This window comes from Mycobacterium venezuelense (assembly GCF_054919535.1).
The window spans coordinates 41,801-59,444 of sequence record NZ_JBONDW010000033.1 but is presented as its reverse complement, the minus strand read 5'-3'; the positions used below and the strand labels follow the sequence as shown (position 1 = coordinate 59,444).

Here is a 17,644-nt window from a genome sequence, read left to right as displayed (position 1 = left end):
CCACGATCGCTCGGCACACCTCGGCGGCGGCGCGGGTCAGCGATGCGGGCCCTTCACGCAGTGCCTGTTCGATGGGCGTACCCGGCACGGTGATCGCGACAAGCCGGTCCACACCGTTGTCGAGCAGCACGCCGGCATCGTCGCCGACCCGGCCCGCGAAGATCACCACGCGGGCACCGGCGCGGCCGGCCACCTCGGCCACCCCGAACGGGGTCTTGCCCAGCATGGTCTGCGCGTCGACGCTGCCTTCGCCGGTGAACACCCAGTCCGCGCCGGCCACGGATTTCTTCAGACCCACGGTTTCGGCGATGACCTGCACACCGGGATCGCATTCGGCGTCAAGGAATTCCAGGAGTGCGAAGCCGAGGCCGCCGGCAGCTCCGGCACCCGGGGTTTCGGGCCGCGCCCGCCCCAGGGTCGTCTTGGTCACGTCGGAAAACCGCGCCAGTGCCGCCTCGAGAACCTCGACGTCGGCGGGTGTGGCGCCCTTCTGCGGTCCGAAAATCGCGCTGGCGCCGCCTGTTCCGAGAAGCGGGGCCGTGACGTCCGAGGCGATTCTGACCCGGACATCGGCCAGCCGGGCGTCCAGTCCGGTCAGGTCGATGCGATCCAGCCGTGCGAGTGCGGCACCACCGGGCGGCAACGGTGCGCCGTCCGCATCGGCGAGTACCGCCCCGAGCGCGGCGAGCATGCCCGCACCGCCGTCGTTGGTGGCCGACCCGCCCAATCCGACCAGCAGTTCGGCGGCGCCGTGGTCCAATGCGTTCGCGATCAGCTGGCCGACCCCGAAAGTGCTGGCCCGCAAGACATCTCGATCCTCCGGTGTCACCAGCTCCAGCCCGGAGGCGGTAGCCATCTCGACGACGGCGAGCTTTCGGTCGCGTATGTAGCCGTACTTCGCGTGCACCGGCCGGCCGAGCGGATCGGACACCTCGACCGTGATGTGTTCACCGGCAAGTGCGTCCACGACGGCGTCGACCGTTCCTTCACCGCCGTCTGCCATCGGCACTCCGACGCATTCCGCGTCGGGTAGCACTGACAGAACTCCATCGCGCATGGCGGAAACCGCTTGCGACGCGGTCATCGACTCCTTGAAGGAGTCCGGGGCGAGAACGATTTTCATCCGGTGCTATCGAACAGGGGTAAGCGCCGGTTTCCCGGCGAGAACCGCGGCGGCATTGTCGACTGCGAGGATACCCATCGCGTCTCGTGTCGCCTCGCCCGCACTGGCGATGTGTGGCGTGAGCACGAGGTTCGGCGCGTCGAGAAGCGCCGGATCGACATCGGGTTCGTTCTCGAAGACGTCGAGCGCGGCGCCGCGGAGCCGGCTTTCGTGCAGTGCGGCCATCAGAGCAGATTCGTCGACCACTCCGCCCCGCGCGGTGTTGATCAGGTAGGCGGTCGGTTTCATCTTCGCGAGAGCGGCCGCGTCGATCAGATGGTGGGTCTGCGGCGTCAGCGGCGTGAGCACGCTCAGCACGTCACTTTCGGCGAGCAGAGTGTCGGTGTCGACGAATCGGACACCGTCCTCCTCGCTGCCGGGCTGTCGACTGCGTGCGGTCGCGAGGACCGTCATGTCGAAGGCCTGCGCGCGCTTCGCGACGGCCTTACCGATCCGGCCGTAGCCCAGGATGCCAAGCGTGGCACCGGCACTGACATCGAGGCCGACGAGCATCCGCGGCCCCCACACCCACTTCTCGCGGGTCCGCAGGAATCGGTCGCCGTCGACCACTCGGCGCGTCGCCGCCAAGATCAACGCGAACGTATGGTCGGCGGTGGCCCGATCGAGCACCCCTGGCGTGTTGGTGACGGTGACACCGGCCGCCGTGGCGGCTGGGACGTCGATGTTGTCGTAACCGACGGCGACGTTGGCCACGACCTTGAGCTGCTCACCGGCAGTGGCTAGCAGCGCGGCATCGATCCGTTCGGTCAGCGTCACGACGGCCGCGGTGGCGCCCGCGATCCCGGCCTCGAGGTCGGCCCGGCTCGGCGGTTGTTCGCCACCGACGCGCACCGGCACGCCCAGCGAATCGAGGTGGGCCATGGCGCGGTCGGTGAGCAGTCGCGACACGTAGATCGTCAACAGAGATTCCTTGTCGTTGCTTCGTCGAGTGTGTCGAGCGGTGCGACACCTGTGACTGTGCACCATACGTCGCGGTAGTTGTCCCATCGTTCGGCCACGGCGTCGCGCCATTCGATGCGGGGCGATACGCGACGTGTCGCGGGCGGTGTCACCACCCGCCCGTCGAGGACCTCACCGCACATGGCAGCCGCTCCGAGTGCCGGGAGGTGACTCTCGTCGACCACGAGTATGTCGCGGTTCAGGACGTCGGCCAGCAGTTGCGGCAGCGCGGGCTCGTCACCGAACGCGCCGCTGACGTAGAGGGTGCGCTGGTCGGCGCCGACGCACGACTCGATGATCATGCGGTCGGCGAACAGCACGCCCTCGACGACGCCGCGGGCGGCGGTCGGCGTCGGCGTTTCGGAATCGAGGCCGAGCAGTGCCGTTCGGGGTGCGTCGAACCACAGCGGACCGCGTTCGGGGCGGGTGTGCGGGATGAACACCGGCCCGCCGGGGCCGGCCGGGCCGGCCTCGAATGCGGCAGCCACCAGTTGGGCGACTGCGGCGTCACCCGTGCCGAATCCGAGCTTCGCGGCTCCGTCGGCCAGGGCATCGCCGCCGTTGATGACCCCGTTGATGAGCCATTGCCCGGTCCGGACGTCGGAGCGTTGCAGCGCCAGCGCTCTCGGGTCGGGGTCGGCCAGCGCGTTGGACACCACATGGGTGGTGCCCATGATGAAGAGCGGACGGCCGCCGGGTGCCGCGCCAAGCGCGTAGGACGCCGCGGGGGTGTCGCCCGAGCCGACGAGCACCGGAATGTCATGCGGCAGTCCGAGAGTCTTTGCGGCGTCACGGTTGAGCATGCCGAGAACGCTCAGCGACGGCCGTATCGGTGGCAGGTGGTGTGCCGGTATGCCGAACCGGTCCAGGACGTCGGTCAACCATTGGCAGCTGCCGTCGGTGCTCGACATAAGCGCGGTATAGGAGGCCTGAGTCGGATCGATGGCCCGCTGCCCGGTCAACCATTGGCCGAGCCACGTTCCAGCCAGGCCGAAAGTAGTTGCCGCGCTGAGCGCTTCGGGCTCGATGGCCTGCAACAAGCGGTATGCCGCACCCATCGCGGTCGCGGGCATCAGGTGGTTTCCCACGAGCCGAACTTCGTCTGCGCTGAGCGCGTCGATCAGTGCGGCGGTGGGTCCGGCCAAACCCGCATGGTCCCACGTGACTCCGGCGGTCAGCGGCCGCCCGGACGCGTCGAGCAGTAACGCGGTGGGGCAGTGGGTGTCCAGCCCGACGCCGGTGACGGCGGGAGCGGTCGCCCCGAGAGTCGCGACGACTGTCCTGACGGCGGCGACGACGCTGCTGTGCCACGCCGCCGGATCCGCTCGGCCCGGGCCGCACCCGCGCGCTGACGGGTGCGGAACCCGGGACCGGGCGAGAATCGTTCCATCCGAGTCGATTACGACGGCCTTGGTGGCCGACGTGCCGACGTCGATTCCGAGATGGGCCACGGGATGTCAGTCCAGCAGCTTGGCGGCGACCTCGGGCGCGTCGCCGCCGTGAATGACGGCTTTCAGGGCACTGACCATCTTCGCAGGGTCGGGCGCCTGCCAGATGTTGCGGCCCGCGGTCATGCCGTGACCGCCCGCCTCGACGACCGACGCGGCCTGCTTGAGCACATCGAGCGGGCTGGGCGCGGGCGCGCCGCCTGCCGCGACGACGATCGCGGGCGTGCCTTCGACAACCTTGGCGAACTCGGCGGTCGAACCGGTGTACCAGGTCTTGACGATGTCGGTGCCGAGCTCGGCGGCGGCACGCGACGCGTACAGCACCGATTCGGTGGAACCTTTGCGGTCACCCCATAATTCGCCGGACGGGTAAGCGTGGCACACCACCGGAAGACCCCAGGTGTGGGCTTCCTCGACGACCTTGGTGAGCATCTCGAACATCGCGACTTGATTGGATGATCCGGCCGAGATCCCTACGGCCACCGCATCCGCGCCGAGCCGGATCGCGTCGTGGACGGTTCCGATGGTGGCGTCATAGGTGGGGTGGAACTCCACGGAGAACATGGACGCCTTCAGGATCCAGGGCAGGGGTGTGGCGCGCCCGCCGAACAGCGGGCCCGCGAGTCCCTTGGTGATGGTGACGGCGTCGGGCTCACCGTCGGCGATGCTGCCGAACGTCGGCCCGATGTTGGCCAGGCGCGGCGCCACACCGCGCGGCACGGCCTGGTCGAGGGCGACGGTCACGGTGCGGCCGTCGGCGGCGAACAGCCGGCGCAGCCGGAGTTCGCGGCCGAGCGCCGGCGTGGTCCCGGATCGGTTGATGTCGAACGCGGGCGTGAATGTCGTTGTCATTCTTCTCCTTATGTGGGGGCGTGGGGCAGGCGGGTGTTCAGGCCCATGGGTCGACGCCGACGCGCATGTCGGCACCTGAACCGGCGAGCGCGATCGCCTCGACGGCCCGGTCAAGCGGCAGCTGCGTTCCGATCAGTTCGGAAACCGGGAGTTGACCCGATGCGACCATCGGCGCCACGGCGTGGAATCCGTCCAGCCGGCAGGACGACGCGCCGACGATGGTCCATTCGTTGTAGTGCACATCGTTGGCCGATACCGCCAGGTCGGCGTCAGCGCCGAATCCGGCGAACACCGACACCCGGGCACCGGGCGCCAGGCTGCCCAAATATGGTGTGAGCGCGTCGATCCGGCCGATGGCCATGACGAGCACGTCGATGCCGCCTTCGGTGAAGTCGTCGAGCGCGGCCGCGGTGTCCGGTCCCGGCTCCAGCACGAGGTCGGCGCCGAACCGGGTGGCCATCTCACGCCGCCCGGCGATCGGGTCGACGGCGGCGACCTTCTCCACGCCGAAACTCTTCGCGAGGCCGGCGTGGATGAGGCCCAGTGGTCCGCAGCCGACGATGAGTGCGGTCTGGGCCTTCGACATCCCGGCGAGTTGCTGGCCGTTGTAGGCGCAGGCCACCGGTTCGATGATGGCGGCCTGGGTGGCCGCAACACCTGGCACCGGTACGAGATTCTGTCGCGCCACGGCGGGCACGTGGACGTATTGGGATAACCCACCCGTCAGCTGGTAACCGAACGCCCGGCGGTTGCGGCAGATGTTCTCGTGACCGCGACGGCATGCGGTGCACGATCCGCAGGTGACCAGCGGGTAGACCGCGACCTGGTCGCCCATCTGAATTCCTTCGGGCAGTGGCCCGTTGGCGTCGACCACGGTGCCGGCGAACTCGTGGCCGAGCACCGATGGGAAGGTGACGTTCTTCTGCTTGCGGCCCTCGAAGATCCGGACGTCGGTGCCGCAGAGCAGAGCCGCGTCGACGCGCAGCAGGACGTCGCCGGGCTGCAGCACCGGCATCGGCGCCTGTTCGATGCGCATGTCGTTGGGCTGGTACAGCACCGCTTGCCGGAAGGTGTTGGCCTCGGAAGTGGTTGCGGTGTCACGTGATTGCGACGTTGCGGTCGTCACGGCTGGGTGCCTCTCTCATCGGCGGTGTCGGTCAGGGCGCGCAGCGGGTGCGCGAGGTCGACGCGTGCGCCGATCTGGCGCAGTTCGTCGAGGGCGGTTGCGGGGGCTTCAGATTCGGCACCGTCGTCGGTGACGAAGCGCCACTGCGCCGGAAGCTCCGACCAGTAGCTGAACTGGTCGGTGCCGAGCTTGCGGTGGTCGGCGACCACGATGGTCTGCCTGGCCCGCTGCATCATCAGCGTTTTGAGCCGGCTCTGTTCGAGCGTGCGTGAGGCGACGCCGTATTCGGGGTGCACCGCGTCGGCGCCGATGAACGCATAGTCGGCGACAACCGAGCGCAACATGTGCTCAGCCTCCGCGCCGCTGATGGTCTCGTTGACGCGGCGCAGCCGACCGCCGAGGACGACCACCGACACGTCTTCCTTGCGCATCAGGATGTTGATCGCGCCGATGCCGTTGGTGAACACCGTGATGTCTTCGGCGTCGAGGTACCGGGCCACGAATTCGGTGGTGGTTCCCGCGTCGAGGATCACGACCGCGCCGTCCGCGACGGATTCGGCGGCGAGCCGCCCGATTGCGTCCTTCTCCCGGGTGAACTCCAAATGGCGCTGATGAATCGACAGCTCGGTGGGAACCGTCAACGCGACGCCGCCGTAGGTACGGGTGATGTGGCGGTCCTGGTGCAGCCGGCTCAGATCGCGACGCACGGTCGCGAACGAGACACCGAATCGTTCGGCGATCTCCTCGACGCTCAGCGAGCCCGACTCGACGGTCTGCAGCAGATGCAGGATCTGCTCGCGGCGCTTGGCGCCGCGCACATCTCGCCGGCGGACGATGCCGTCGTCACTCGTCTCGCCGTCGGTGGCTTCGGCGTCACGGCCTGTGGGCTGAGTCACGAACCAAACGCTACATGCGCGATGTGTGCAAGTCAACGTTATATGAGCGATACGCGCATGTAAGTTGCGTTGAGCTAGTCCTACTGCGCGAACCGTGCGCATATAGCGGAGAGAGGCTGCCTATTGACAATCGAGATGATTGGTTCAATCATGGTGAACTTGAAAGATGATTGTGTTGCGCACCACAGTTTGGTGATCGGCGGGCTTTCCCTCACTCGAAATGCGCGAAACAATCACAAAGTCTGATCCACGGAGGCTCGACAACATGACCAGCACACCGGCAATGACGCACGGTAAACCGGGAGAACCCGTACCGGACCCGGATTCACGCCGCAGTCGAGCGTCCCGGATCCGATGGGCCGTCGCGGTTTTCTGCGCGGTCGGCCTCGCCATCAACTACATCGACCGCTCGGCGGTGTCGGTGAGCCTGCCGTTCATGACCGAGGACTTCCATCTCACACCGACCGAGAAAGGCCTCATCCTCAGCGCCTTCTCGTGGAGCTACGCGCTCATGCAGATTCCGGCAGGTCGCCTCATCGACCGGTTCGGTGAACGCGTGATGTTCGGTGCCTCTGTGCTGGTCTGGTCACTGTTCACCGGCGCGACCGGCGTGGTCAACAGCTTCGGCGCACTACTGGGATTGCGGCTGGGCCTCGGGGTGGGTGAGGCCGGCGCCTACCCGGCTGCCGCCAAGACGGTGTCGCACTGGTTCCCGTTGCGGCTGCGTAGCCGCGCCACGGCGGTCTATGACAGCGGCGCCCGTATCGGCAGCGCGGCCGCGACACCGCTGATCGCCCTCATCATCGGCCTGTGGGGCTGGCGGGCGGCATTCCTGTTCGCCGGTGCGCTCGGTGTGTTGTGGGCGATCGGCTGGTGGGCGTGGTACCGGCGTCCCGAGGTGATGTCGGCGGTCAACGAAGCCGAATTGGCGATCATCCACGAAAGCCACAAGGAGCAGGCCGCGACCAATCGCGATCCGGCCGCCAAACCCATGCGGCTCGTCGAACTCTTCCGGCGCCGCACGGTGTGGGGGATGATGCTCGGCTTCTTCTGCCTCAACTTCATGATCACGTTCTTCCTGACGTGGTTCCCGTCGTACCTCGTCGAGGAGCGTGGGTTCGATCTGCTCAAACTCGGCGTCTTCGGCATGATCCCGCCGCTCGCAGCCATCCTGGGTAGCTGGATCGGCGGTTTCGTCGGCGATTACCTGCTGGCGCGTGGCTGGTCGCTCAACCGTGTCCGCAAGACCTGCCTCGTCGGCGGCATGCTCGTGTGTTCGGTGATCGCTCTCGCCGCCGTCGCGCCGCAGGCCTGGCAAGCCCTGACGCTGATGTCGATCTCGTATGCGGCCTCGGCGTTCACGATCGTCACGATCTGGTGCCTGCCCGCCGACGTCGTCGACTCCAGCACCGTGGCCAGCTTGGGTGCCACGCAGAACTTCTTCTCCAACATCGGCAGTGCGCTCAGCCCGATCGTGATCGGGGCGCTGTATGGCGCGACCGGGTCGTTCGAATTCCCGTTGGTGCTCACCGGCGTGGTCGTCGTGGCCGGGGCGCTGTGCTTCGGGCTGCTGATCAAGCGGGTGGAGCCCATCCGCTAGACGGTGGCTGACGCGAAATCCCCCGATTCCCAAGGGAATCGGGGGATTCGTCGCGTTCGGCGCTCAGTCGACGGCGTGGGCCAGCAGGCGTTTGAGTTCCCGCCGCTGGTCGACGGTGAGGCTGGCGAGAACATCCGCTTCGGTGGCGAGCACCGCGGCCTCGGCGCGCTTGAGCAGTGCGGCCCCTTCCGGCGTCAGCTCGGCGGGCAGGGCGCGGCCGGACGTGACGGTGTCGGGCCGCCGCACCGCACCCTTGTCCTGCAGTCCGCGCAAAACGTTGTTCATGGCCTGCGGGGAGACGTTGGTGTGGCGCGCGAGTTCGGCGTTGGACTGCCCGGGGGCCATCGACAGGATCCGCAGGCAGACAAATTCGGGCAACGTCAACCCCAGCGGCTGCAGCTGCGCGGCGACCTTGGGTTGCAGTACCGCGACCACGCGATACATCAGGTAGCCGAGAGGCTGCTCCTCAAGAAAGTCACTCATATCAAGCATATTGACACATATCAACCAGGTTGATATACCGGACGCATGACCACACCACAGGACATCTTCGAATCTGCATACCGCGGTGAAGCTTCCGAGTTCGCGGGCGTCCGGCCGCCCTGGAGCATCGGCGAGCCACAGCCCGAGATCGCCGCGCTCATCGAAGCGGGCAAGTTCCACGGCGACGTGCTCGACGCCGGCTGCGGCGAAGCCGCCACCGCGCTGTACCTGGCCGAGCGCGGCTTCACGACGGTCGGGCTCGACCAGTCGCCGACCGCAATCGAACTCGCCCGTGCCGAGGCCGCCAAGCGGGGTTTGACCAACGCCAGCTTCGACGTCGCCGACATCAGTTCGTTCACCGGATATGACGGCCGCTTCGGCACGATCGTCGACAGCACGCTCTTCCACTCCATGCCCGTCGAACTCCGCGAGGGCTACCAGCAGTCGATCGTGCGCGCGGCCGCGCCCGGCGCGTCGTACTTCGTCCTCGTATTCGACAAGGCCACCATGGGCGACACCGGGCCGGCCAACCCGGTCAGCGACGACGAACTACGCGACATCGTCGGCAAGTACTGGGTGATCGACGACATCCGCCCGGCCCGCATCCACGCCAACGTGCCGCCGGAATTCGTGAACTTCAGGGATTTCGCAGGTCTCGACATCCGCGAGGAGGGCAACGGCCGCAAGTCGGTCGCCGCCTGGTTGCTGCAGGCCCACCTCGGTTAGTCCCGGCCGGCGGCGACACTCGGCTCCCCCCGGCAACGCGAAAGCCCCGACATAGGGCAGGATGGAGTTGCCGTCCTGGGCAATCGCCGGGATGGCTCTCTAATGCGAGGAGTGCCGAGGAGAGCGATGGCGGATCCGAATGTCGCCGGCCAGGCAGCACCTATTCGACCGCTCTATTCGCGGGTGCTGCTGAAACTCGGCGGGGAAATGTTCGGCGGCGGACAGGTCGGGCTCGACCCCGACGTCGTCGCCCTGGTCGCGCGCCAGATCGCCGAAGTCGTCCGCAGCGGCGCCCAGATCGCGGTCGTCATCGGCGGCGGCAACTTCTTCCGCGGTGCCCAGCTGCAGCAGCGCGGCATGGAGCGCACCAGGTCCGATTACATGGGCATGCTCGGTACCGTCATGAACAGCCTTGCCCTGCAGGACTTTCTGCAGAAGGAAGGCATCGATACCCGCGTGCAGACGGCCATCACGATGGGTCAGGTCGCCGAGCCGTACATACCGCTGCGGGCGGTACGCCACCTGGAAAAGGGCCGGGTCGTCATCTTCGGCGCAGGCATGGGCCTGCCGTACTTCTCGACCGACACCACGGCTGCCCAGCGTGCCCTGGAGATCGGCGCCGAGGTCGTGCTGATGGCCAAGGCGGTCGACGGCGTGTTCACCGCCGACCCGCGCGAGGACCCCAATGCCGAGCTGCTAACCGCGATCACCCACCGCGAGGTCATCGATCGGGGACTCAAGGTGGCCGACGCGACGGCGTTCAGTCTCTGCATGGACAACGGCATGCCGATTCTGGTGTTCAATCTCCTGACCGACGGCAATATCGCTCGTGCGGTGGCGGGTGAGAAGATCGGAACACTGGTCACCACCTGACGGGAGAAAGAACAGTGATCGACGAAACTCTCTTCGACGCAGAAGAGAAGATGGAAAAGGCCGTGACCGTGGCCCGCGACGACTTGGCGTCGATTCGCACCGGCCGAGCCAATCCCGGCATGTTCTCCCGCATCAACATCGACTACTACGGCGCGATGACGCCGATCACGCAGCTCGCGAGCATCAACGTGCCCGAGGCGCGCTTGGTCGTCATCAAGCCATACGAGGCGTCTCAGCTGCGGACCATCGAGGACGCGATCCGCAACTCCGACCTCGGCGTCAACCCCAGCAATGACGGCAACATCATCCGGGTGGCCATCCCGCAGCTGACCGAGGAACGTCGTCGCGACCTCGTCAAGCAAGCCAAGTCCAAGGGCGAGGACGCGAAGGTGTCGGTTCGCAACATCCGCCGCAAGGCGATGGAAGAGCTGAGCCGCATCAAGAAGGACGGCGAGGCAGGCGAGGACGAGGTGGGCCGGGCCGAGAAGGAACTCGACAAGTCGACACACACCTACACCAATCAGATCGACGAACTGGTCAAGCACAAAGAAGGCGAGCTGCTGGAGGTCTAATGACCGATCAGCAAGCAGGGTCCGTGGCAAGCACACCGGTCGGAGAACCGCCGAAGAAGCAGTCGCGCGCCGGTCGCAATCTGCCGGCTGCCATCGCCGTCGGGGTCGCCCTCGGCGGATCCATCATCGCCATACTGCTGTTCGCACCGCATGTCTGGGTCGCGGTCGTCGCGGTCGCCATGGCGGTCGCCACGCACGAGGTCGTCCGCCGGTTGCGCGACGGCGGATTCTCCATCCCGGTCGTGCCGCTGCTGCTCGGCGGCCAAGCCATCGTGTGGCTGACCTGGCCGTTCGGTGCCGCGGGCGCGTTGGGCGGGTTCGGCGGCACCGTGGTGCTGTGTCTGATCTGGCGCCTGCTGAGTGGCGGGTTGTCGGCCGCCCCGTCGAATTACCTGCGCGATGTCTCTGTGACGGTGTTCCTGGCGGCGTGGATACCGTTGTTCGGCGCGTTCGGCGCGCTGTTGATCTATCCCGACGACGGCGCCGGACGGGTGTTCTGCCTGATGCTGGGCGTGGTGGCCTCCGACGTGGGCGGCTATACGGCCGGGGTGCTGTTCGGCAAGCATCCGATGGTGCCCGCGATCAGCCCCAAGAAATCGTGGGAGGGGCTGTGCGGCTCGCTCGTGCTCGGCATCGTCGTATCGGTGCTGTCCGTGGAGTTTCTGCTGGACAAACCGGCCTGGGTCGGTATTCCGCTCGGCATCATGCTGGTGATCACCGGAACTCTCGGTGACCTGGTCGAATCCCAGGTCAAGCGGGATCTCGGGATCAAAGACATGGGAACCTTGCTGCCCGGTCACGGCGGGATCATGGACCGCATCGACTCGGTTCTGCCCTCGGCCGTCGCCACCTGGATCGTGCTGTCGCTGCTGGCGTGAGCGAGCACTGCTTGCCGGGTGAGATACTGGTGTTTCACCATGCCCGGATCCCTGCCTTTGATCTTCGATGCCCCGCGCCGTGCCATGCCGCCGCGGCACCTTGCCGACCTCGACGAAGCCGGGCGCGCGGCAGCCGTCACTGAGCTGGGTCTACCGGCCTTCCGGGCCAAACAGCTCGCCAATCAGTACTACGGCAGGCTGATCGCCGATCCGCAACAGATGACCGACCTGCCTGCCGCGGTGCGCGACCAGGTGGCCGAAGCGCTGTTCCCGACGCTGATCTCGCCGGCCCGCGAAATCCAGTGCGATGCCGGTGAGACGCGCAAGACGCTGTGGCGTGCGGTTGACGGGACGACGTTCGAGTCCGTGCTGATGCGGTACCCGCAGCGCAACACCGTGTGCATATCGTCGCAGGCCGGCTGCGGCATGGCGTGCCCGTTTTGTGCGACGGGCCAGGGCGGGCTGAAGCGCAACCTGTCCACCGCCGAGATTCTCGAACAGGTCCGCGCCGCATCGGCCGCGATGCGAACCGAACATGACGGCCGCCTGTCGAACATCGTCTTCATGGGCATGGGTGAGCCGCTGGCCAACTACAACCGCGTGCTGGCCGCGGTGCGCCGCATCATTGCGCCGCCGCCTCACGGCTTCGGGATCAGCGCCAGGTCGGTGACGGTGTCGACCGTCGGTCTGGCGCCGGCGATCCGCAAGCTGGCCGACGAACGTCTCGGTGTCACCCTGGCGGTGTCCCTGCACACCCCCGACGACGAATTGCGCGACACCCTCGTTCCCGTCAACAACAGATGGCCGGTCCACGAAGTTCTCGATGCCGCGCGCTACTACGCCGACGTCACCGGTCGCCGGGTGTCCGTCGAGTACGCGCTGATCCGCGACGTCAACGACCAGCCGTGGCGCGCGGACCTTCTCGGTAAGAAGCTGCACGCCGCGCTCGGGCCGCTCGTGCACGTCAACCTCATCCCGCTCAATCCGACCCCGGGTAGCGAGTGGGATGCCAGCCCCAAGCCGGTCGAGCGCGAGTTCGTCAGACGGGTCCGCGAGCGGGGGGTGTCCTGCACCGTGCGCGACACCCGTGGCCGCGAGATCGCCGCGGCCTGCGGTCAATTGGCAGCCGAGGGCTGAGCGCTCACATCACTTGTCGGTCCCCGTTCGTATCGTTGGCCGCAACGGTGCGGAGGGGGAGCGATGGTGCGGCGACGGGGCAATTTCAGCGTTGAGCGCGCGGGGGTGAATGCCGCTGTCGCGTTGCTCGAGTCCGCGGGCCACATCGTTCACCAAGTGGACGGCACAAAAGACCATGGCCTGGATCTGTATGTCCAATTGGTGGAGGACGGCCATCCGACCGGGGCGCACATCGCTGTTCAGGTGAAGTCTGGCAGTACGTATCGCAGATCGTTCGGGTACGCGATTCCGGTCGGGAAGCACGCGGAGATCTGGCGGACGACCAACGTGCCCGTCATCGGTGTGGTCTTCGACCCGGAGATGCGGATGCTGTACTGGTGCAACATCACCGGGCATCTCCAGGAGACGCCGAACTCGCGGGCGGTGCCGGTGCGCGAGGAGCAGGTCCTGACTCGGCAGAACATCGCCGCGGTGATCGCAGAAGCGCGTGGGTTGATCCGTCCGATCGATCACACGCAGCGGGCGTGGCGCGGAATTGGCCGACGCCGTGTGATGGCGCGGTTGGCGAGGGGGCGCTCGCCGGTCGAGCCGTCGGTTGTCGGGGGTGTGCCCAACAGGGCCTTCTCATTCATCGCGAATTGGGTGGAGCGCAACCACGGTTCGGTTGGCAACGCCGCGTTGTTCGCCACGCTGGCAACGATCCTCATGAGCGGTGCCCTCACCTTGGTGCTCGTTCACCTGTTCGCGGTCAGGCATGTGACGATCACAAACCCGTGGGCCTGGACCGCGGTCGTGGCTGCGTTTGCGGTATTGGCCTTGGTTGCAGCGTATTTCGAGCAAGTAGCGGGGCGGTCGGCAATGCTGCTGCGCTGTTTGGGCGGCGTGCCACTCGTGGCTTACTGCGTGCTCTCCCAGGTAGAGCTGTCGCCGAGGGTCGCACGAGTGATCTCGACGTTGGGTGCCGAGCTCGCAAGCAAGGGAATGCTGATCCTGGTTCTGTTCTTCGTCATTCGAGAATTGAACCGGCGCCGACGGATGCGTGCGGCCTATGGTGCGCCGACGGTTGCGCAACTCGGAGCTGGTTGACTCAGGCCCGAGCCGGCGCGTTGGTGAACCACAGGTTCTGCTCGCGGAGGCTGCGGCTGCGCCAGCCGTCAGCGGTGCGCACCAGTTCGTGGTGGTAGTAGCCGCCGCACGCGCTCATGTCCGACATCCCCGGCAACTGCATGGGGTTGTAGAACATCGCCCGCACGGTCGCGGTGTCGCCGTCGATCTGAGCGTCGATGTTGGTGATGTAGTGCATCGTCCACGGGATCGCCGCGAAACCGGCGGCCAGCCAGTCGGCCACTTCGTCGCGGCTGCCTGCGATCGCTCCGGCCGAGGTGTAGTCGATGTGCGCGTCCTCGGTGAACACCGACCGGTAGGTGTCCCAGTCTTTGGAGTCGACCCCGCGCGCGTAGCGGGTCAGCAGGGCCGAGATCTCCAACTCGTCGGCAAGCCGCTGAACGTCCACTAGTCGGGCATCCCGATGGTCTTGGATTCGAAGTACTCCTTGAAGCCTTCCTCGCCGTTGCGCCTGCCCAACCCGCTCTGCTTGGTGCCGCCGAACGGGCTGTTGATCCCGAAGTGGCTGCGGCTGTTGATCGTGACGTTGCCGGTACGGATCCGTCGGGCGATCGCGAACGCCCGGTCGACGTCGGTGGACGAGACCTCGCCGGACAGGCCGTAGATCGAGTTGTTGGCGATGGCAACGGCGTCGTCGTCGGTGTCGTACGGGGTCACCGTGAGTACCGGCCCGAAGATCTCCTCCTGCGCGACGCGGGCATCCGGGTCGACGTCGGCCAGCAGAGTGGGCGCGACGTAGTAGCCGGTGGGCAGGCTCTCGGGCACTCCGCCGCCGGTGATGAGCCGGGCTCCCGAGTCGAGACCGGATGCGATGAGCCCCAGCACCTTCTCGCGCTGCGTGGCGCTGATCTGCGGGCCCTGCATGATGCCCGGCGTCCACGGGTCACCGACCGGAAAGTTCTCCATGGCGCCCTTGAGGATCTCGAGGCCTTCGTCGTAGCGGCTGCGGGGGAGCAGGATGCGGCTGGGCAGGATGCAGGACTGCCCGCTCATCACGCAGGCCATCATCGCCGCGATCGGCAGCGCGGAGTTGAAGTCGGCGTCGTCGAGCACGATGTGGGCCGACTTGCCGCCCAGCTCCAGCAGAGTCTTCTTGACCGTCGGCGCCCCGGCGGCCAGGATCGCGCGTCCGGTCGCGGTGGACCCGGTGAACGTGATCATGTCGACGCGCGGATCGGCCGACAGCGCGGCACCGACCTCATTGGCGTTCGAGACGACGACGTTGAACACACCGGCCGGTATGTCGGTGTGCTCGGCGACGACGCGACCGAGTTCGGTGCCCGACCACGGCGTCAGCTGGGCCGGCTTGAGCACGACGGTGTTGCCTGCCATCAACGCGGGAACGGTCTCGGCGATGTTGAGGTAGAACGGGACGTTCCACGGCGTGATCGCCCCGACCACACCGACCGGCTCGTAGGCGATCTTGCGCCGGGCGGGTCCCAGCTGGGTCTGGTGCACCCCGGTGTCGACGACGTACTCGAAGTTCTTGCCGTGCTCGGCCCAGTGCTTGACCTCGCCGATCGGGTCCTCGATCTGGCTACCGGTCACCGTGACGGGGCACCCGACCTCGGTCACCAGGATCCGGCGCAGCCGTTCCTTGTCGGCTTCCAGGGCCTCGTGCAGTTGCATCAAGCAGTGGTGGCGGAACTCGACGTCGCGGCTCCAGTCGGTTTCGTCGAAGGCCCGTCGCGCCGCGCCGACGGCGTTCTCGACATCGGCCACCGTGCCGTCGGTGGCCTGGCCGGCAATCTCTTCGGTCGCGGGGTGGATCACGTCGAATTTTGCACCGCTGCCGGTGTATTGGAGTTCGCCGTCAATGAGCATTCGTTCGTCGCCGGCGAGCACGCCACTGTCGCTCTGCACCTGGGTCATGCTGACTAGCTTTACAAAAATGTGCGCCAGTGTCATCCCCTTGGCCGAACTCATTGATCACTCGCCCAATGCCGGCCGAGCGGGGCCCTTGGCCGCCATTGTCACGCCGGTGTGGCTGCGGGCGCCGAGTGCCACGCCAGCGTGACAATGGCGGGCCAACGGCGGCCGTGGCGTCGATCAGTCGGCTTGCTTGATGCCCACGGCGTGGCGCAATTGGGCAAGGAACTGATCGCCGTCGTCGCTGCGCACGATGTAATGCGATACCGCGACCCGGATCGCGGTGGCGGCCTTGACCGCGGCATTGGGACCGGACAGCAGTTTGAGGAGCCGGGCCCGCATGATCGGTATGACGTGCGCCAGTTGGGCGATCACCACTTCCGGTTCGATGTCGACCAATCGGACGCCCGAATAGGACTGCTGGTACTGAACGATGAACCGCAGTGCGGCGTCGAGTTTTTCGGTGCCCCGCAAACCCACCGTCGCGCGACCGATGCCGTTGTCGAACATCTCGCGCTCGTAGCGGCCGAACGCGTCGAGCAGTTCCTGCTTGTCGGCGAACCAGCGGTACAGCGTCGGTCGCGACACCCCGGCCTGCAGCGCGACCTCGGACAGGCTCAGCTTGGTCTGACCGCTGCGCGCGAGTACCTCGGCCGTCGCCACCAGGATCCGGTGGCGCGTCGAGGTGTCTTCGTTCGGCACATCCCGCTGCGCGGGCAAAGGTTCATTCACGTCCAAGCCTTAATGGTTGTGGTTCCCCCAAATGGTAGGGCCATCACATCAACTTCTTGAGCAATGCCACAGTCTCCAGGTCCTCCAACGCCGCGACCCCGCGCCGGGCACCCTCCAGCGCGATGCCCTCGGCCTGCATGCCGCCCATGCCCGCGGTGATGACCGGCGCGGTGTAGGCGTACAACGCGCCCATCCGGTAGCGCTCCCACAGCTCGTCACGGTCCAGCTCGGGCCCGCCCGCTGCGGCCAGGGCGCTGCGGTAAGCGTCGAGAAGATCGCGCTCGGCGGATTGTCGGTCGGTCGTGGTCATGCTGGTGATCAGGGTATACGCGAGCTCCCGGCCGGGATGGCCGCGCCGGACGGCCTGCCAGTCCAGCAGGCCCGCCGCGCCGCCGCGGAAGTACAGATTGCCGGGGTGCGCGTCGCCGTGCATAACGGTGTGCGGCGGTCGATCGAGCAGCTGCGCCGCCGCGCGATAGTTCTCGTCGATGAACCGGCCGTTGGCGACTGGAATGTCGGTGCTCTCGGCGAGCCGGCGCGCCGACATCTTCAGCAGCGACCCGGTCAACAGGGAGGTGTGGTCGCCCGAAGCCGAGTACAGCCAGCCCAGCGGACCGCGCCCGGCGCGGCGCGGCAGGCGGTCCCAGAAGGTCGCGTGCACCCGGGCGAGGAGTTCGACCGTGAGGCAGGCGCGGTCCTTGTCGAGCGGATGCAGCGTGTCGGGGAACTCGCACGATTGCAGTGCCAGGTCCTCGAGCACGAGCACGAACCGGCCGGTCAGCGGATCGAAAGCCGAGCCGTGAAGTCGCGGCACCCCTGGCAGGCCCGCGGCGAGCTGCTCGTAGAACCGGACCTCGGTGTGCGCGAGGCGGCCGAGCTCGCCCATGAGCCGCGTCGCCGCCGTCTCGGCGGGCATCTTCACGAACACCGATTCCGGCACGTCGTCGCCGGTGAGGCTGAGCCGGGCCCGCGACGACGTGCCCGAGTCGCCGTCGATCACCGACACCGAACGCACGGTGCGCCCGGTGAGCCGCGAGAGGTAGGCGGCGTCGAGATCGGCCACCTGTCGCGGAAAAGTGCGCATGCGGCCGACGGTCGCGTCTGTTGCGATACGTTGCACGCCGTGGCCGAGGTGTGCGGCCAGGCCGAGTACTTGGGTGACGCGACGGGCCATCGTGGACATCCACCAAGTTTACAAATGAAGT

18 protein-coding genes are annotated in these 17,644 nt (G+C 67.1%); 7 read left to right on the top strand and 11 right to left on the bottom strand.

Translation table 11 applies throughout. The annotated features are described in order from the left end of the window. The 6 genes from ACRCUN_RS32790 to ACRCUN_RS32765 form a co-directional block, all read right to left on the bottom strand. The coding region (locus tag ACRCUN_RS32790; protein ID WP_462145771.1) for a glycerate kinase at nucleotides 1-1,123 on the bottom strand (1,123 nt) is incomplete at its 3' end. A gap of 6 nt (nucleotides 1,124-1,129) precedes the next feature. Next, on the bottom strand, nucleotides 1,130-2,083 hold the full coding sequence (locus ACRCUN_RS32785; protein WP_462145770.1) for a 2-hydroxyacid dehydrogenase: 954 nt from the start codon (nucleotides 2,081-2,083) through the stop codon (nucleotides 1,130-1,132). Continuing rightward, nucleotides 2,080-3,573 (bottom strand): xylulokinase, encoded by a 1,494-nt coding sequence (locus ACRCUN_RS32780; RefSeq protein ID WP_462145769.1) that lies wholly within the window; start codon nucleotides 3,571-3,573, stop codon nucleotides 2,080-2,082. Before ACRCUN_RS32780 ends, ACRCUN_RS32785 begins: the two co-directional genes overlap by 4 nt. A gap of 6 nt (nucleotides 3,574-3,579) precedes the next feature. After that, nucleotides 3,580-4,422: a class I fructose-bisphosphate aldolase gene (locus ACRCUN_RS32775; protein WP_462145768.1), complete on the bottom strand. Its 843-nt coding sequence runs from the start codon at nucleotides 4,420-4,422 to the stop codon at nucleotides 3,580-3,582. A 37-nt stretch (nucleotides 4,423-4,459) separates the two neighbouring features. Then, on the bottom strand, nucleotides 4,460-5,548 hold the full coding sequence (locus tag ACRCUN_RS32770) for an alcohol dehydrogenase catalytic domain-containing protein (protein ID WP_462145767.1): 1,089 nt from the start codon (nucleotides 5,546-5,548) through the stop codon (nucleotides 4,460-4,462). Then, entirely contained in the window at nucleotides 5,545-6,444 is a 900-nt protein-coding gene (locus ACRCUN_RS32765; RefSeq protein WP_462145766.1) for a DeoR/GlpR family DNA-binding transcription regulator, read from the bottom strand. Before ACRCUN_RS32765 ends, ACRCUN_RS32770 begins: the two co-directional genes overlap by 4 nt. 265 nt (nucleotides 6,445-6,709) lie before the next feature. On the opposite strand from ACRCUN_RS32765, the gene ACRCUN_RS32760 reads away from it, so the two are divergent. Beyond that, nucleotides 6,710-8,044: an MFS transporter gene (locus ACRCUN_RS32760; protein WP_462145765.1), complete on the top strand. Its 1,335-nt coding sequence runs from the start codon at nucleotides 6,710-6,712 to the stop codon at nucleotides 8,042-8,044. Nucleotides 8,045-8,107: 63 nt separating this feature from the next. Here ACRCUN_RS32760 and ACRCUN_RS32755 read toward each other — a convergent pair whose 3' ends face one another. Then, nucleotides 8,108-8,536, bottom strand: coding sequence for a MarR family winged helix-turn-helix transcriptional regulator (locus ACRCUN_RS32755; RefSeq protein WP_067852318.1), 429 nt, complete (start codon nucleotides 8,534-8,536; stop codon nucleotides 8,108-8,110). 36 nt (nucleotides 8,537-8,572) lie between these two features. On the opposite strand from ACRCUN_RS32755, the gene ACRCUN_RS32750 reads away from it, so the two are divergent. The 6 genes from ACRCUN_RS32750 (at nucleotide 8,573) to ACRCUN_RS32725 (ending at nucleotide 13,799) form a co-directional block, all read left to right on the top strand. Further along, a complete protein-coding gene (locus tag ACRCUN_RS32750) occupies nucleotides 8,573-9,253 on the top strand; it encodes a class I SAM-dependent methyltransferase (RefSeq protein WP_462145764.1) in 681 nt (226 codons plus the stop codon). A 126-nt stretch (nucleotides 9,254-9,379) separates the two neighbouring features. After that, complete coding sequence (gene pyrH / locus ACRCUN_RS32745; protein WP_067852321.1) at nucleotides 9,380-10,126, top strand: UMP kinase; 747 nt, start codon at nucleotides 9,380-9,382, stop codon at nucleotides 10,124-10,126. A 14-nt stretch (nucleotides 10,127-10,140) separates the two neighbouring features. After that, on the top strand, nucleotides 10,141-10,698 hold the full coding sequence (gene frr / locus ACRCUN_RS32740) for a ribosome recycling factor (RefSeq protein ID WP_462145763.1): 558 nt from the start codon (nucleotides 10,141-10,143) through the stop codon (nucleotides 10,696-10,698). Further along, a complete protein-coding gene (locus tag ACRCUN_RS32735; protein WP_462145762.1) occupies nucleotides 10,698-11,576 on the top strand; it encodes a phosphatidate cytidylyltransferase in 879 nt (292 codons plus the stop codon). The genes frr and ACRCUN_RS32735 overlap by 1 nt, the downstream gene beginning before the upstream one ends. Nucleotides 11,577-11,615: 39 nt before the next feature. Further along, nucleotides 11,616-12,713, top strand: coding sequence for a dual-specificity RNA methyltransferase RlmN (gene rlmN / locus ACRCUN_RS32730; RefSeq protein ID WP_462145761.1), 1,098 nt, complete (start codon nucleotides 11,616-11,618; stop codon nucleotides 12,711-12,713). A 63-nt stretch (nucleotides 12,714-12,776) separates the two neighbouring features. Beyond that, on the top strand, nucleotides 12,777-13,799 hold the full coding sequence (locus ACRCUN_RS32725) for a DUF4365 domain-containing protein (protein ID WP_462145760.1): 1,023 nt from the start codon (nucleotides 12,777-12,779) through the stop codon (nucleotides 13,797-13,799). A 1-nt stretch (nucleotide 13,800) separates the two neighbouring features. Here the strand turns inward: ACRCUN_RS32725 and ACRCUN_RS32720 are convergent, their stop codons facing one another. From ACRCUN_RS32720 to ACRCUN_RS32705, 4 genes are all read right to left on the bottom strand, one after another. Continuing rightward, nucleotides 13,801-14,226 carry a nuclear transport factor 2 family protein gene (locus ACRCUN_RS32720; protein ID WP_462145759.1) on the bottom strand — a complete coding sequence of 142 codons (426 nt, stop codon included), beginning with the start codon at nucleotides 14,224-14,226 and terminating at the stop codon, nucleotides 13,801-13,803. Continuing rightward, nucleotides 14,226-15,710, bottom strand: a complete 1,485-nt coding sequence (locus tag ACRCUN_RS32715; RefSeq protein ID WP_462145758.1) for an aldehyde dehydrogenase family protein — start codon at nucleotides 15,708-15,710, stop codon at nucleotides 14,226-14,228. The genes ACRCUN_RS32720 and ACRCUN_RS32715 overlap by 1 nt, the downstream gene beginning before the upstream one ends. 177 nt (nucleotides 15,711-15,887) lie before the next feature. Next, a complete protein-coding gene (locus tag ACRCUN_RS32710) occupies nucleotides 15,888-16,439 on the bottom strand; it encodes a TetR/AcrR family transcriptional regulator (RefSeq protein WP_462145757.1) in 552 nt (183 codons plus the stop codon). A gap of 43 nt (nucleotides 16,440-16,482) precedes the next feature. Then, on the bottom strand, nucleotides 16,483-17,622 hold the full coding sequence (locus ACRCUN_RS32705; RefSeq protein ID WP_462145756.1) for a phosphotransferase: 1,140 nt from the start codon (nucleotides 17,620-17,622) through the stop codon (nucleotides 16,483-16,485). Nucleotides 17,623-17,644 lie beyond the last annotated feature (22 nt).